Origin of the sequence: Sphingomonas sp. 66-10, from assembly GCF_001897045.1 — a bacterium.
GTDB lineage: Bacteria > Pseudomonadota > Alphaproteobacteria > Sphingomonadales > Sphingomonadaceae > Sphingomonas > Sphingomonas lycopersici.
Genome location: NZ_MKRR01000134.1, coordinates 104729 through 120217, shown reverse-complemented (window position 1 = coordinate 120217; position 15489 = coordinate 104729). Strand labels below are relative to the sequence as shown.

The following is a 15489-nucleotide window of genomic DNA, read 5'->3' as shown; positions in this document are numbered from 1 at the left end:
CACGGCGCTGGATCCCCATTCTCGACACGTTCGACGAAGCCGGGGTCGATTGCGCCTTCGAATTGCATCCCGGGGAGGACCTGCATGACGGCGCGTCATGGGAGCGTTTCCTTGCCGCCACCGGCGATCATCCGCGCGCGTGCATCCTGTTCGATCCCTCGCATTTCGTGCTGCAGCAGCTCGACTATCTTGATTTCATCGACCGTTATCACGCGCGAATCGCCTGCTTCCACGTCAAGGACGCCGAATTCAATCCGACCGGGCGATCCGGGGTCTATGGCGGTTATCAGCATTGGGTCGACCGCCCGGGGCGCTTCCGCTCTCCCGGCGACGGGCACGTCGATTTCCGGACGATCTTCAGCAAGCTGGCGCAATATGACTATGCTGGATGGGCGGTATTGGAATGGGAATGTGCGTTGAAACGCGCCGAGGACGGCGCGCGCGAAGGCGCATCCTTCATCCGAAATCATATCGTCCGCCGCACTGAGCAGGCGTTCGATGATTTCGCATCGAGCGGCGTGGGGCGGGAGTCGGTCCACGCGATCCTGGGCATCGCGCCACGGCGGCCGGATCAATGATCGCGGGCGGGGACGATTGGATCGAGAACGGCCCGCTCCGGCTCGGTATGGTGGGCGGCGGCGAAGGGGCTTTCATCGGCGCGATCCACCGTATGGCCGCCGCCCTCGACGGCGCGTGGGTGATGACCGCGGGCGCGTTCAGCACCGATGCAGCGCGCAACGCGCGGACCGGCGAACGGCTCGGGCTGGATCCACGGCGCATCTATGCGTCGTTCACCGATCTGATCGATCACGAGCGCGCATTGCCGGCGCGCCAGCGCATCGATGCGATCGCGATCGTCACGCCCAACCATCTTCATGCACCGGTGGCGATCGCCGCGCTCGACGCCGGTTTCCACGTCCTGTGCGAAAAGCCGATGGCGCTGAATATGGCCCAGGCCGAGGCGGTCGCGCAGGCGGCGGCCCGCAGCGGGCGGGCCTTCGCACTCGCCTTCACCTATTGCGGCTATCCCTTGGTCGAGGAAGCGCGGCTACGCGTGGCGCGGGGCGATTTCGGCGCGATCCGGCTGGTTCAGATCGAGTATCTGCAAGGCTGGCTCAGCAGACCGATCGACGCGGAGGGAAACAAGCAGGCCGAATGGCGAACCGATCCGGCGCGCGCCGGGCTTGGTGGATGCCTCGGCGATATCGCCACCCATGCGTTCCAGTTGGCTGAACATGTTGCCGGTTTGCGGGTCGAGGCGATTTGCGCCGAGCTCGCGACACATGTGCCGGCCCGGCGGCTGGACGACGATGTGAGTATGTTGCTGCGCTTCCGCGGCGGCGCGCGCGGCGTCCTGAAGGCCACACAGGTCGCCGCCGGCGAGGAAAACGGATTGAGGCTTAAGATCCACGGCGAATTGGGCGGGCTGGAATGGGCGCAAATGGAGCCGAACACGCTGATGCTGCGCTGGCTGGATCGTCCCGCTGAAATGATCCGCGCCGGCGGGCCGGGGCTCGACCGGCGCACGCTGGCGCTCACGCGAACCCCGGCGGGCCATCCCGAGGGATATATCGAAGCATTTGCCAATATCTATCGCGCATTCGCCGCGAGCATTCGCAACGGCCCGGCGCCGCAGCCGGACAATTGTTGCTGGCTCCCTGGCCTCACCGAAGGATTGCGCACGATGCGGTTCGCCGAGACCGCGGTCGCCAACGCCGCATCGGCGGAGAAATGGAGCGACGTGGAGACATGAGACTATATGTGGGATTGGCGGCCGCGGCGGCGATCGCGATCGCCGTGCCGGCGCTTGCGCAGAGCGCGCCCGCCCCGCCGGCCTTCGCCGCATGCCGCGCCTGCCACACCGTCGAGAGGGGTGGCAAGAACGGGCTGGGCCCCAATCTTCACGGGGTGGTGGGGCGCGCCGCAGGGACGGTGCCCGGTTTTGCTTATTCGCCTGCGCTGAGGCGCGCGAAGCTCAACTGGGACGAGGCCTCGCTCAACGAATTTCTCGCCAACCCGGCCAAGAAGATTCCTGGCGTGCGGATGCGTATCGGCACGCCCGATCCAGCGAAACGCACGGCGATCATCGCCTATCTGAAAAGCCAGCGCGCCAAATGACAGTGATGGCACCAACAGGAGGGGGCAATGATTGATCGCAGAGCGGCGCTCGCCGGCGTCATCGGGCTGTTCGGCGCGCAGGTCTTTGCGCCGATCGCACGCGCCGCCGCGACCGTGCCCCCGACCGCGGTTCCGGTCATTGCCGATGGTCCGCCGAGCGCGGCGGTGTTTACGCCTGCACAGCGCGCGTTGATGGCCGCGCTGAGCGAACGCGTCATCCCGACCACCGATACGCCCGGCGCGCTTGCCGCTGGCGTGCCCGATTATATCGAGAAACTGCTCGCCGATTGGGCGCTCCCCGAGGATCGCGTGCCGATCGTCGCCGGGCTCGATGCGATCGAGGCGCGGAGCATAAGCGATTACGGCGTGTCCGCGGTGAATGCGACGCCCGCGCAACAGGATGCGCTGCTGGCGCTGGCGATGAACAATAATCTGCCTGCCGCCCCTGCATTCTTCGAATTGTTCCGGCAGCTCGTCATCACCGGTTATTACACGTCGGAGATCGGGATGACCCAGGAGCGCGAATATCTCCCGGTGCCGGGCGAGTATGACGGCGCGTTTCTCTACTCTAAAATCAACAAGGTATATTCCGCATGACCGTTACACGCAGAAATCTGCTTTCGTGCGCCGCCGCTACGGTTGCGGCCGCCGCTATCAACTTGCCGGTCGGCGCGGCGCAGGTCGGACCGATCGGCCTGCAACTCTATACCGTGCGCGACATCTTCGAGAAAAATCCGCTCGGCACGCTCGAGAAGGTCGCGCGTATCGGTTATCGCGAAGTCGAGTTCGGCGGCGCCAATTACGAAAAGATGGACCACGCCCTGCTGCGCGCGACGCTCGACCGGCTCGGGCTCAAGGCGCCGTCGATCCATGTCGGCTTCGACGCATTGCGTAACAATTTCGAGCAGAGCGTCGCGATGGCCAAGACGCTCGGCGCGGATACGGTCATCGTGGCCTATATGATGCCCGAACATCGCAGCGGGCCGGGATGGCAGAGCGCACTCGACCATTTCACCCGTTTCGCCGCCGATCTCAAAACCGCCGGGCTGGGTTTTGCCTATCACAATCACGAATTCGAGTTCGTCAACAAACCGGGCGGGGTCAGCCTGTTCGATCGCCTGATGCGCGAAACCGATCCCACGGCGGTGAAGATCGAACTCGATCTTTATTGGGCGACGCGTGCCGGAGAGAAAGTCGCCGCGCTTATCGATCAGCTATCGGAGCGGCTTTATGCTTTCCATGTCAAGGACATGCGGGCCGATGGCGGCATGGCCGCAATAGGCGCGGGGACGATCGATTTTGCGGCCTTGTTCAAGCTGAGAAGCGCGGCCGGGGTGCGTCATTTCTATGTCGAGAACGATCAGGCCCCGGCGCCTTACCTCCCTGATATCAGCAAGAGTTTCGCCGCGCTCCGCGCGCTGCGCGTCTGACCGCGATCCTTGGGGGAGGGAATATATGGCTTCGACCAACAGGTTCGAAGCGATCGTCGTCGGTTCGGGGGTGAGCGGCGGGCTCGCCGCGAAGGAGCTCACCGAAAAGGGGCTGCGCGTGCTAATGCTCGATCGCGGCCGCGCCGTCGAGCACGGCGAGGATTATACGTATGACGGGCGCCCCGCCTATGAAGTGCCGGCGCGTAACGAGATGCCTGCGCGGCTGATCGAGAGCGACTATTTCATCTCGAAACACGGCTATGTCTCGCCGAGCAACATGGCTTTCTACAATAACGATCGAATAAATCCCTATGCTTACGGCGAGGGCAGCAAATTCTACTGGATCAGGCCGGCCGCGGTTGGCGGCAAATCGCTGATCTGGTCGCGCTGGGTGTTCCGCTGGGGCCCGGACGATTTCGCCGCGAACAAGCGCGAGGGCGTGGATGGGGATTGGCCGATCCGCTATGAGGACCTCGCCCCCTGGTACAGTTATGTCGAGCGATATATCGGCGTCTCGGGCTCGCGCGACAATCTTCCCTATCTCCCCGATAGCGACTTTCAGCCACCGATGCCGATGAACATCGCGGAAAAATGGTTCAAGCAGCGGCTCGAAACGCAATTTCCCGGGCGCAGGCTGATCAATGCCCGGCTGGCCAATCTGACCGAAGACCGGCCCGATCAGAACCGCACGAAATGCCAGTTCCGCAATCAATGCGCCAACGGCTGCGCGTTCGGTGCCTATTTCTCCACCCAGGCGGTCACGCTCCCCGCGGCCCGCGCGACCGGTCGTCTGACGCTGCGATCCGACGCGGTGGTGACCAGCCTTGATTATGACGCGACGAAAAAGCGCGTCACCGGTGTGCGCTTCGTCGATGCGACGACCGGGCAGGCCGAAATGGTCAACGCCGATCTCGTCTTCCTTTGCGCGTCGGCGATGGCATCGACCCAGATATTGCTCAACTCGCGCCCGGCGGGGAGCGCGCGCAGCCATTTCGACAGCAGCGGTACGCTCGGCCGCTATGTGATGGATCACATCTTCCGGGTCCGGACGAGCGGCGACATTCCTGGAATGGAAGACTATATCGAATATGGCCGCCGCCCCGGCGCGATCTATATTCCCCGTTTCCGCAATATGAATGGCGACGAGGGCCTCGGCTTCACGCGTGGCTACGGTTATCAAGGCGGCGCGCGGCGCGAGGCGGCGGCGCCGATCGGTTTCGGCGCATCGATGAAGCACGGCATGCGCCGTTACGGCGGCTGGAAGTTCACGATGATGGCGTTCGGCGAATGCCTGCCTTACGCCGACAATGCGGTGTCGCTCGATCCCGCCAAGGTCGATCGTTTCGGCATGCCGCTGATGCGCTTCGACGTGCGGTTCCGCGATAACGAATTGCGGATGATCGCCGACGCCCGCGCGCAGGGCGAAGCGATGCTGAGGGCGGTCGGGATGACCAATGTCTCGACGCTTGAGGAGGAGCATGTGCCCGGCGACGCGATCCACGAAATGGGTGGGGCGCGGATGGGCGCCGACCCGCGCGCTTCGGTGCTCAACAAATGGAGCCAGGCGCATGATGCCGCCAATCTGTTCGTCACCGACGGGGCGCAAATGGCGTCCGCATCGTGCGTCAATCCGTCGCTTACCTTCATGGCCCTCACAGCGCGCGCGGCGGATCATGCGGTCCGCCAGCTCAGGGGCTAATATGTTCGAATCGAGATATATGGGCCATAAGGAATACATATAGAGACGATTTACTGTATTTCGCGTACATATTGGCTAAATTACGCCTTTTGGGAGTACGCGAATGCCGAGCTCGCGATTCGTCAACGACCTGCTCGATTCCCTGTTAACCGGCGCGCGCCAACGGTGGCGGCGGGGCGCGCGAGGAGGAACGGATGGCGCGGAGGCCGGCGATCCGGGCCTGCCGCTTCGCCTCGCGCAGCAATTGCTGGAGGAACGCAGCCAGTCGTCGGGGATCGCCACCGCGCAGCAGCTCCTCGCGGCTTATGGCGGGCTCGATGTCGGCGCCAAGGGCGAATTCCTCGGCGCCTTGGCCGAGCAGTTCGGCGCCGACCCCGCGGCGATCGAGCGCGCGCTCGACGCCTATCGCGCGGCGCCTTCGGCCGACGCGCTCGGCCGCGTCAGTAAGGCCGCCGAACCCCCGCGGCAGGAGTTGCTGCGGCGGCTCAACCAGGCGCCCAACGCCACCGCTGCGCTGGTTGCGATGCGCGCCGACATATTGCGGCTGATGCGCGAGCGCCCGGTGCTTTCCGCATTCGATGCGGACTTCGTTCATCTGCTCTATTCGTGGTTCAACCGCGGCTTTCTCGTTCTCAGGCGGATCGACTGGTCGAGCCCCGCGGACCTGCTGGAGCGGATCATCCGCTATGAGGCGGTGCATTCGATCGCCACCTGGGATGAGTTGCGCGACCGCCTGCTCCCGGCTGACCGCCGTTGCTACGGCTTCTTCCATCCGGCAATGGGCGACGAGCCGCTGATCTTCGTCGAGGTGGCGTTGACCGATGCCGTACCTGGGTCGATCCAGTCGCTGCTCGCGGCCGATCGCATCGTCATGGCGCCGGAACGGGCGCGCGTTGCGACCTTTTATTCGATTTCCAATTGCCAGCCGGGGCTCGCCGGCATTTCGTTCGGGCAGTTCCTGATCAAGCAGGTGGTCGACGACCTTAAAGGCGAATTTCCCGGGCTGGAAACCTTCGTCACGCTATCCCCGGTGCCAGGATTTACCGCGTGGTTGAAAGCTGCGGCAGCGCGCGGCGACGCCGCGGCGGCAGCATCGTTGGCGGATGGCGACCCCGACGCTTCATGGAATGAAGGCGATCCGCGCCGCCAAGCCCGGCTTGCGCTGGCCGCGCGTTATTTCCTCGTCGAGCGCGATCATCGCGGCCGGCTGATCGATCCCGTCGCGCGCTTTCATATCGGCAACGGTGCGGCGCTCGAACACTTATGCTGGCTCGGCGATACCAGCAAACGCGGGCTGGCACAGGCCGGTGGGCTGATGGTCAACTATCTCTACGATCTCGCCACGGTCGAGGCGAACCACCGCGCTTATGCCCGCGAGCGTACTGTCGCGGCGGCGCCCGGCGTGCGAGCGCTGGCCCCCGCCCAGATCAGCCGTTCGACGCGATCCGGATCAGAGTCGAGCGTCGAATGGTGTGACAGCACCATTGTCTCACGGCGCATCGCCTCATAACCGCGCCAAGCCGGCAACCTCGGCGCGGCGGGGGCGCCCCCGGCGACGAACCGGATCACCGCCCGATGCACCGTGTCGGCGAACGGCTGATCGGCGGCGGACAGCCCGAACAGCGCTGCGAACCCGGGCTGGGTGGCGTGATCGAAGGTGAAGGGCACGTCGAGGACATGCGGGCTATGCCCCGCGAACGCGCCGCCCGGCGCGGGATAGGTCAGCCGATAGCGATAGACCGGCGCCCCATGCGCGGCATGACCTTCGGCGAGGCGCAGGCACGGCATGCCATATTCCTCGGCCGTCATCAGTCGCCAGTGGCGTTCGGCCACCGACAGCGTCGGGAAAGCGCGGGCATAGGCCGCATCGAGCGCCTTCATCCGCGCCATGTTCTCATTGGCGATATAATGCGGCAGCAGGGGGCCGGCGGCTTGCTCGGGCGTCAGAAACAGCCGGCTTTCGTCGGCATTGGTGCCGATCAGCAAGGGCACTCGCGGGGCGCGACCGGCGGCGACCCGTTCGAGTGGCGCCTGCGGGAGTGTTGCGCCGTCGACCATCGCGCGAAATGGATAATTGCGCGGCCAAGCGGCCTTCGCCGCGGCCTGCGCGGCGAGGATCGCCTCCACCGGCGCGGTGCGCAGCCGCGCCGCACCGCCCAGCTTCCCGGCATAGAGCCGCGCGACCTCGCGCGCCTCCTGGGGGGGCAGCACGGTCTCCCCGCCGCCGCTGTAGATCGCCGCACGCGCATAAAGCCCGTCCGCCGCGGGCATTCCCATCAGCGCCGCGACATTCTTGCCGCCGGCCGATTCCCCCGCGATCGTGATCCGGGCCGGATCACCGCCGAACGCCGCGATATTGGCGCGCACCCAGCGCAGCGCGAGCAGAATGTCGCGCATGCCATTGTTGCCGCTCCCCGCCCAATGCGCGCCGAGTAATTCGCCCAGTTCGAGATAGCCGAGTGCGCCAACGCGATAATTGGCGGTGACGCACACCACATCGTGCGCCGCGAAGCGGTCGCCGGCATGGCCGGCATCGCCGCTCCACCCCGTTTCGTTGCCGCCGCCGTGGATATAGAAATAAACGGGGTAGGGGCCGGGGCCGGAAGGCGCCCAGATGTTGAGCTGCAGGCAATCCTCGCTCATCCGACCTTCGCGCGGCATCGGCCCGGGCGGCTGTGGCGCGACCGCGGCGGGCCGGGTCGCGTCGAGGATATCGCGCCACGCCAACGCGGGGCGTGGCGCGGCGAAACGTGCCGCGCGGCCATAAGGAATAGCGGTGAAGATGCGGATCCCGGCCTCGGCGCGCCCGCGCACCCGGCCAAGCCGGGTCGCCACGATCGGCCCATCGCCGGTGCCAGCCCGTGCGGCACCGCCGCATGCCGTGAACGCCGCACCCGCGGCGAGCGTGAGGAAATCGCGCCGATCGAGCCGCGTCACCGCCTTACGCCCCGGGCGCTGCGAACAAATCCCGATACGCCTCGCGCAATTGCTTTTTCTGGATCTTGCCCATCGTGTTGCGCGGCAGCTCGGAGACGAAGACGATGCGGCGCGGCTGTTTGAAGCGCGCCAGCTGGCCGTCCAACGCGGCCATCACCCGCGCTTCGTCGAGCGCCGGGTCGCGGCGCTGCAGGACCGCGACCACGCCTTCGCCCATGTCCGGATGCGGCACGCCGATCACCGCGCTTTCGGCGACACCCGGAACCGCATCGAGCAGCGCCTCGATCTCCGCAGGATAGACGTTGAATCCGCCGCAGATGATCAGATCCTTGGCGCGCCCGACGATCGAGACATAGCCGCGCGCGTCGATAACCCCGAGATCGCCGGTGATGAAATAGCCGTTGAGGCGCAGTTCTTCGGCGGTCTTGTCGGGCAATTGCCAATAGCCCTTGAACACGTTCGGCCCGCGCACCTCGATCATCCCGGTCTCACCGGCCGGCAGCACCGCGCCGCTCGCGGGATCGGTGATGCGCAACTCGACTCCCGGCAGCGGGAAGCCCACGCTGCCCGGCACGCGCTCCCCGTCATAGGGGTTGGAGGTGTTCATATTGGTTTCGGTCATGCCATAGCGTTCGAGAATGGCATGCCCGGTCAACGCGCTGAATTCCCTGTGCGTTTCCGCCGACAACGGTGCCGAGCCGGAGACGAACAGCCGCATGTGCCGCGCGACGTCGCGGGTGAAGCCGGGGGCGGCCAGCAGGCGCGTATAGAAGGTCGGCACCCCCATCATCACGCTCGCGCCGGGCATCAGCCGCACCAGCTCCGCGGCGTCGAACCGCGGCAGCAGGATCATCGCGCTGCCCGCGACGATCGTGGTGTTGGTCGCGACGAACAGCCCGTGGGTGTGGAAGATCGGCAGCGCGTGAAGCAACCGGTCGTCGGCGGTGAAGCGCCAGTAATCGGCGAGGGTTGCGGCGTTGGAGGCGAGATTGCCGTGGGTCAGCATCGCCCCCTTCGACCGGCCGGTCGTGCCCGAGGTATAGAGGATCGCCGCGAGATCGTCGGCGGCAACTGACGGCACCTTATCCTCCGCCTCATGCTGCGCCGCCGCCGCGACCAAAGTACCGCTGCCGTCCGCGCCGAGCGTCAGCCGCCGCGTCACGCCGATCTCGTCGCATAGCGCGGCCATCGCGGCCTCGTCTTCCGGGCGGTGGATGAACAGCGCCGCGCCCGCATCGGTGAGAAAAAAGCGTATTTCGGCGGGCGTATAAGCGGTATTGAGCGGCAGATAGACCGCCCCCGCGGCCATCGCGCCGAAATAGGCGAGCAGTGCCTCCGGGCCCTTTTCGACCTGCACCGCGATCCTGTCGCCGGGCGCGATGCCGAGGGCGCGGAACAACCCCGCCATCCGCAGGCTGCGGTCGAACGCGGCGGCATAGGTGATCACCGCGCCATCGGGCAGAATCAGGAACGGCGCATCGGGAGTCGTCGTGGCACGCTGCCGAAAGGTCGAGAGGATATCCTGCGCCATCGATTCCCTTTTCATCTTCGCACGTCGGAAAAACTGCCGTTCGAGGCTCTCGTTCGCGCAGCACAGCGGAGCAGACCGAATGTATGCAAGATTACTTGATCTGTAAAGTTGCGCATGCAAAGCTCCAGGCATGGATTCACCCGACGACTTCCCCGGACTGCTGCTTTCGGAGCGCATTCGCGTCGCGCTGGCGGACGAGATCACCGCCGGCACTCTCCCATCGGGCCGGGCGCTGGACGAGCAGCAGATCGGCGACCGGTTCGGCGCCTCGCGCACCCCGGTACGCGAGGCGATCCGCCAACTCGCGGCGGTCGGACTGGTCGAAGTGCGTCCGCGTCGCGGCGCGATCGTCACCGGCTTCACCGCCGAGCGTATCGTCGATATGTTCGAAATGGCGGCCGAGGTGGAGGCGATGTGCGTCCGGCTTGCCGCCTATCGCATGAACCCGATCGAGCGCAGCCGGCTGGCGCAGCTTCACGAAGAATCCGCGGCGATGGTCGCCGCCGGGGACATCGACGCTTACGATCGCCTCAACTGGACTTTCCACCAGACGATATACGACGGCACGCACAACGCCTTCATCGCCGAGCAGGCGGCGGCGCTGCGCGATCGCATCGCCGCCTTCCGCCGCACGCAATTGCGCGAAAGCGGGCGTCCTACGCGCTCGCGCGCGGAGCATGGCGATGTGCTCGACGCCATCATGCGCGCCGACGGCGAGGAAGCCGCGCGGCGGATGCGCGCGCATATGTTCAACGCGGCGATCGCGCTGGAACGCTTTACGACCAAGCAGCAGAGCGGGCCGGGGGGCTAGCGCTGCGCTAACCGGGAGGGGGGAGAATTGGCGATATACGGAACGGCGCTGCTCGCGCTGTGCACCTTGCTGGGTGCGGCGCTCGGCGAAGCGCTGGGGATCATGCTCGACGTCAAGGCCAATGTCGGCGGAGTGGGGCTGGCAATGATCTGCCTGATCGCCGCCAAGGCCTGGCTGGGGCAGCGCGGCATGCTGACCCCCGGGCTTCGGCTCGGCGTCGAATTCTGGGCGTTGCTCTATATCCCGATCGTGGTGGCGATGGCCGCGCAGCAGAATGTGCTCGCCGCGGTCGAGGGCGGCCCGATGGTGCTGACGGCGGGCGTCGTCTCGGTCGCGGTTTGCTTCGCGCTGGTCATCCCGCTCGGCCGGCTCGCGAAGGGCGCGGCATGAGCGAGGTGCTCCACAAGATCGTCGTCGAGCAGGGGCTAGTGCTTGCCTTCGCGCTGGTCGGCGCGTTGATGCTGGCGAGCGCCTTCGTCTCGCGGCGGCTGACCGCCGGGCGGATCCATGCCAGCGCGATCGCGATCCTCGCCGCGCTGGCGCTGGCGTGGCTGGGCGGCGCGATGACGGGCGGAAAAAAGGGGCTGGCGGATATCCCGATGTTCGCCGGGCTCGCGCTGATGGGCGGCGCAATGCTGCGCGATTTCGCGATCGTCGCCACCGCCTTCGAGGTCGACGTAAAGGAGGCGCGCAAGGCCGGGACGATCGGCGTCGTCGCGATGGCGCTCGGCACGATCGTGCCGTTCGTCATCGGCGCCGGCGTCGCCTGGGGGTTCGGCTATCGCGACGCCGTGTCGCTGACCACGATCGGCGCGGGCGCGATCACCTATATCGTCGGGCCGGTCACCGGCGCCGCGCTCGGCGCCTCCTCGCCGGTGATCGCGCTGTCGATCGCCACCGGCGTGCTCAAGGCCGTGCTGGTCATGACCGCGACTCCGTTCGTCGCACGGTTCATCGGGCTCGACAATCCGCGCAGCGCGATGGCCTTCGGCGGGCTGATGGGCACGGTGAGCGGCGTGACGGGCGGGCTCGCCGCGACCGATCCGCGGCTGGTGCCCTATGGCGCACTGACAGCGACCTTCCACACCGGGATCGGCTGCCTCGTCGCGCCGTCGATATTCTTCCTTATCATGAACCAGTTGGCGTGATCGCCCGTAGAGCTCGCTTGTATATGATAGAGCTTGAAATGTGCCGATACGCATACAACAGCGCAATTAGTATTTGACAGGATCGGCCGGAAATGAATACGAAGTTTAAACTTTGAGCGACAGGGGCATGCGTTCAGCCGCCGATCGGGCGCATTCCGTATAATTCTTGAGGAGCGAGCAGACGACTTGCGCGTTCAAAAATGACTGCGCTGTCATAGAGTTGTTGGAGGGGGAAGTAATGCTGAAATGGTGGGGGGTATCGGTGTGCGCGCTCGCGCTGCCGACGGTGGCGGAGGCCCAGGCGCAGAAGGTGCCGCCGGTACCGGCGCATGAGAATGCCGGTGTTGTCGATATCGTCGTCACCGCGCAAAAACGCGCCGAGCGGTTGCAGGATGTGCCGGTCGCGGTCAGCTCGGTCAGCGGCGATCTGCTGAAGGCGGCGAACCTTACCAACATCACCGACATCCGCTTCCTCGCGCCGAGCGTGCAGTTCGCGGAATCGAACAGCGTCCGCGGCAACGGCTTCATCATCCGCGGCGTCGGCACCTCGGCCTTCGCCGACGGCACCGAACAGAGCGTGAGCGTGGTGGTCGACGGCGTGGTGCTCGGGCGGCCGGGCATGGGCACCGGCGATCTCGCCGACGTCGCACAGGTCGACGTGCTGCGCGGGCCACAGGGCATGTTGTTCGGCAAGGGCGGCTCGCTCGGCGTGGTCAGCATCACCACGCGCAACCCGACGCAGGATCTCGCGTTCGAGGGGCGTGTCACCTACGGCACCGATAACGAGACGAAGCTGCAGGGGGTCGCCAATCTGCCGATCGCCGACAATCTCGCCTTCCGCGTGAGCGGCTATCTCAACCACCGCGACGGCTTTATCGAAAACGTCAATCGCAAGGAGACGCTGGGCGGCGCGACCGAAGGCGCCCTCCGTGCCAAATTGCTCTACACGCCATCGGACGAATTGAGCGTGCTGCTCGCTGCGGACTGGGGGAAGCATAGGTCCGCTTGCTGCCAATCGGTTTTCGTCGGCAATGTCTATGGCGGCGCGACGGGCGGCAAGCCGTCGGCGGATTATCTGATCTCGCGACTTGCCGCTTATGGGGTCACGCCAAGTTACGACAACAACAAGACGATCGTCGGCGGCGACGTTTTCATGAAGATGGTGCAATGGGGCACCTCGCTCGAGATCAACCGCGAGATCGGCGATTTCACCCTGACCTCGATCACCGCATTCCGGCGTTGGCTGATCAACGACAATACCGATACCGGCCAATCCGATACGCCGGTATTCCCGATCAACGGCGCGGACGGGCAACAGCAGCAATTCACCGAGGAATTGCGCATCGCCTCGCCCAAACGCGGGTTGGTCGATTACGTCGCCGGCCTTTATTATTTCAACCAGAGCCTGCAATCGACCTATCCGCAGCGCGGGCAACTGTTCCTGCCCACCACCGGATCGACGGATTATTACAGCCGGAATGCCAATCCCGATATCAAGACGCTCAATTATGCGGTGTTCGGACAGGCGAACATCAATGTCGCGCCGCAATTCACGCTGATCGCCGGCGGCCGCTATACGCGCGACGACGTTACGATGGTCAAATACAACCGCGTCAAACTCGTGGAAAGCGATATCGCTTTTCCCGGCTCTCAGCCCTTGTCCTTCGACAAGGATAATTACCCCAGCACGCGCGGCGCGGACAACTTTTCGTACAAATTGGGGATGGAATATAAATTCAATCCCGATGTGATGCTCTATGTCACGCGCTCGCGCGGCTATAAGGGGCCGGGGATCGGGCTGGTCAGCGCCTATCAGCTTGGCCAGCCTTTATTCTCCAACCCGGAAATCCCGACCAATACCGAAATCGGCGTGAAATCCTCGTGGTTCGATCGAAAGCTCGTATTCAACGTCTCTGTGTATAAGACGCTCATCAAGGATTTTCAGACCCAGATCGCGACACCGTTCATCGTCAACAACCAGCAATTCTCGATCCTGCAGATCGCCAATGCCGGTCGCGTGCAGAGCCGCGGCGTGGAGGTGGATTTCACCGCGCGGCCGACCTCGCGGCTGACGATCAGCGGCAATACCGCCTGGATCGACGCGCGCTACGCCTATTTCCCCAACGCCACCTGCGCTTATACCGGGCAACCCGGCTGCTTCAGCAGTACGATCATCCCGGGGACCGACACCGTCGTTCCGGCGACGAATTTCTTCAACAACACCGGGAAGGTGCTCCCAAATTCGCCGAAATTCACCTTCTCGCTCAACGGCAGTTACGAGGCACCGCTGTCGGATGATCTCACCGGCTTCGTTCGCGCAAACTATAATTACCGCAGCTCGGTCTATTTCAGCGCGACCAACGACCCGACGACCTATCAGCGCGGTTACGGCATCTTCGGCGGCCAGATCGGCTTGCGCTCAGCGGACGGACGGTGGAGCGCGGCCGTATTCGGGCGCAATCTGTTCAACACCCGCTTTTTCTCGGCCATCACAACCAACGGCCATTATCAGACCGCGTGGCTCACTTCGTCCGCGATCCGCACGATCGGCGTGGCATTGGATTTCAAATTCGGCCCGCACTGAAAATGGATGATTGATCCGCGGCGATCTTGTGCGGTTTGCTCAGCCAAAAGCGAAATGCCTGTGGGGCAAAATGCGCGGGGACGGTCAGTACGTAACCGATACGGATCACGCCGACCGGCAGCAGATTGCGCCGCTCGACAAAAGCGTTGGTGAAATGTGTGGTGCCGATGATCACGCAATCGATCTGGCCCAGCGCGTCGTCGCGTTGCTCAAGCAAAGCGCGGATCGCGTTGACGATACCCGAGCTGACATCGGCCGTCGTCGGCGATTTGCACCAGGCGATCACTTGATCGTCGGCGAGCAACACCGCGTCGGTGTTTGTTCCTCCCACATCGATGCCGATCCGCATCTTTCTCTTTCATGCTGTTCTTCGACCTGCACGAAAGGATGTCCGGCGCAGCGCTCGAAAGCAAAGCGCGAAACGTGTGGGGTGGAGGGTGAAACGTGTGGGTAGCGGTCTCCACTCGCCGAGCGACCTCGGCTGCGGTCCTCAATCAGAAAGTGTTTGCGCGACCTCGATCATACCAAGCTGCGAGCCAGCATCGGGAGGACTCTTCCTTCCCGGGCATCAGAAGAAAGAGTCGGACAATCGGCTCCGCGTCCATTCGCGGATGATTGGCGACGTTCGACAGATTCTTCGCTACCCCGTCGCCCGCGCCAGCGTCTCGCGCTGCGCCAGCCACAGGCCGGCGGCGATCGTGAAGGCGAGGCTCGCCGATGCCATTGCCGCGGCCATGCCGAAATTCTCCGCGATCTGCGCGGTGATCAGCGGCGCGAAAAAGCTGATGACGCGGCCCCAGTTGAAGATCGACGCCGCAGTCGATTGCAGGTGCGGCGGGTAGAGTTCCGCGAGCCACGGCCCCCAGGTGACGCTCGAACAGAGCGATGCGCCATAGATCAGGCCGATGAGCTGAAGCAGGATCACGCTGGACGGCGCGAGCAGATAGGCGATGATCGCCGCCGCGGCGATCAGGAAGCCGATCGCGTTGAAACGGCGGCCGAAACGATCGGCAGTCCACCCCCAAAGGAAACCGCCCGCGATATTGCCGGCGAATTGCCAGGCGACGAGGCGGCCCGCTGTCGCCGCGTCGAACCCGCGCTCGCCCGAGAGATAGGTCGTAAGCCAGCCGCTATAGGCCGCATAGCCGAAGAAGTTCAGCCCCGTCATTGTCGCAAGCATCAGCGTCTGGCGACGGACCGCCGGCGCGAACAATTCCTTGATCGGCAGCTT

14 protein-coding genes and 1 pseudogene are annotated in these 15489 nt (G+C 64.8%); 11 read left to right on the top strand and 4 right to left on the bottom strand.

From position 1 onward, the window contains the following. From BGN95_RS16795 to BGN95_RS16765, 7 genes are all read left to right on the top strand, one after another. Positions 1–578: sugar phosphate isomerase/epimerase family protein (locus BGN95_RS16795; protein WP_286773418.1), on the top strand; the 578-nt coding region annotated here is incomplete at its 5' end. Next, positions 575–1753: a Gfo/Idh/MocA family protein gene (locus BGN95_RS16790; protein WP_286773417.1), complete on the top strand. Its 1179-nt coding sequence runs from the start codon at positions 575–577 to the stop codon at positions 1751–1753. The genes BGN95_RS16795 and BGN95_RS16790, both read left to right, overlap by 4 nt. After that, complete coding sequence (locus tag BGN95_RS16785; protein ID WP_286773416.1) at positions 1750–2118, top strand: c-type cytochrome; 369 nt, start codon at positions 1750–1752, stop codon at positions 2116–2118. Before BGN95_RS16790 ends, BGN95_RS16785 begins: the two co-directional genes overlap by 4 nt. Before the next feature lie 27 nt (positions 2119–2145). Next, positions 2146–2715, top strand: a complete 570-nt coding sequence (locus BGN95_RS16780; protein ID WP_286773415.1) for a gluconate 2-dehydrogenase subunit 3 family protein — start codon at positions 2146–2148, stop codon at positions 2713–2715. Further along, a complete protein-coding gene (locus BGN95_RS16775; protein WP_286773414.1) occupies positions 2712–3548 on the top strand; it encodes a sugar phosphate isomerase/epimerase family protein in 837 nt (278 codons plus the stop codon). The genes BGN95_RS16780 and BGN95_RS16775 overlap by 4 nt, the downstream gene beginning before the upstream one ends. Before the next feature lie 25 nt (positions 3549–3573). Further along, positions 3574–5247: a GMC oxidoreductase gene (locus tag BGN95_RS16770; protein ID WP_286773413.1), complete on the top strand. Its 1674-nt coding sequence runs from the start codon at positions 3574–3576 to the stop codon at positions 5245–5247. Positions 5248–5350: 103 nt separating this feature from the next. Beyond that, the gene (locus BGN95_RS16765) at positions 5351–6757 is read left to right on the top strand and encodes a malonyl-CoA decarboxylase (protein WP_502688306.1); all 1407 of its coding nucleotides are present in this window, start codon (positions 5351–5353) and stop codon (positions 6755–6757) included. Between the two features lie 14 nt (positions 6758–6771). Here BGN95_RS16765 and BGN95_RS16760 read toward each other — a convergent pair. Together BGN95_RS16760 and BGN95_RS16755 are read right to left on the bottom strand one after the other, a co-directional pair. After that, positions 6772–8061 (bottom strand): annotated as a pseudogene (locus BGN95_RS16760) (carboxylesterase/lipase family protein); the annotation flags it as partial. Between the two features lie 127 nt (positions 8062–8188). Beyond that, positions 8189–9715 (bottom strand): malonate--CoA ligase, encoded by a 1527-nt coding sequence (locus tag BGN95_RS16755; RefSeq protein WP_286773411.1) that lies wholly within the window; start codon positions 9713–9715, stop codon positions 8189–8191. Between the two features lie 130 nt (positions 9716–9845). On the opposite strand from BGN95_RS16755, the gene BGN95_RS16750 reads away from it, so the two are divergent. The 4 genes from BGN95_RS16750 to BGN95_RS16735 all read left to right on the top strand — a co-directional run bounded on the left by BGN95_RS16750 (position 9846) and on the right by BGN95_RS16735 (position 14258). Continuing rightward, the gene (locus BGN95_RS16750) at positions 9846–10526 is read left to right on the top strand and encodes a GntR family transcriptional regulator (RefSeq protein WP_286773410.1); all 681 of its coding nucleotides are present in this window, start codon (positions 9846–9848) and stop codon (positions 10524–10526) included. A gap of 27 nt (positions 10527–10553) precedes the next feature. After that, positions 10554–10916, top strand: a complete 363-nt coding sequence (gene madL / locus BGN95_RS16745) for a malonate transporter subunit MadL (RefSeq protein WP_286773409.1) — start codon at positions 10554–10556, stop codon at positions 10914–10916. Further along, the gene (gene madM / locus BGN95_RS16740) at positions 10913–11674 is read left to right on the top strand and encodes a malonate transporter subunit MadM (RefSeq protein ID WP_286773408.1); all 762 of its coding nucleotides are present in this window, start codon (positions 10913–10915) and stop codon (positions 11672–11674) included. The genes madL and madM overlap by 4 nt, the downstream gene beginning before the upstream one ends. Before the next feature lie 238 nt (positions 11675–11912). Then, a complete protein-coding gene (locus BGN95_RS16735) occupies positions 11913–14258 on the top strand; it encodes a TonB-dependent receptor (protein ID WP_286773407.1) in 2346 nt (781 codons plus the stop codon). Here the strand turns inward: BGN95_RS16735 and BGN95_RS16730 are convergent. Together BGN95_RS16730 and BGN95_RS16725 are read right to left on the bottom strand one after the other, a co-directional pair. After that, on the bottom strand, positions 14239–14607 hold the full coding sequence (locus tag BGN95_RS16730) for a hydantoinase/oxoprolinase N-terminal domain-containing protein (RefSeq protein WP_286773406.1): 369 nt from the start codon (positions 14605–14607) through the stop codon (positions 14239–14241). The genes BGN95_RS16735 and BGN95_RS16730 overlap by 20 nt on opposite strands. 291 nt (positions 14608–14898) lie before the next feature. Then, a partial coding sequence (locus BGN95_RS16725; protein ID WP_286773405.1) for an MFS transporter occupies positions 14899–15489 on the bottom strand: 591 nt, incomplete at its 5' end.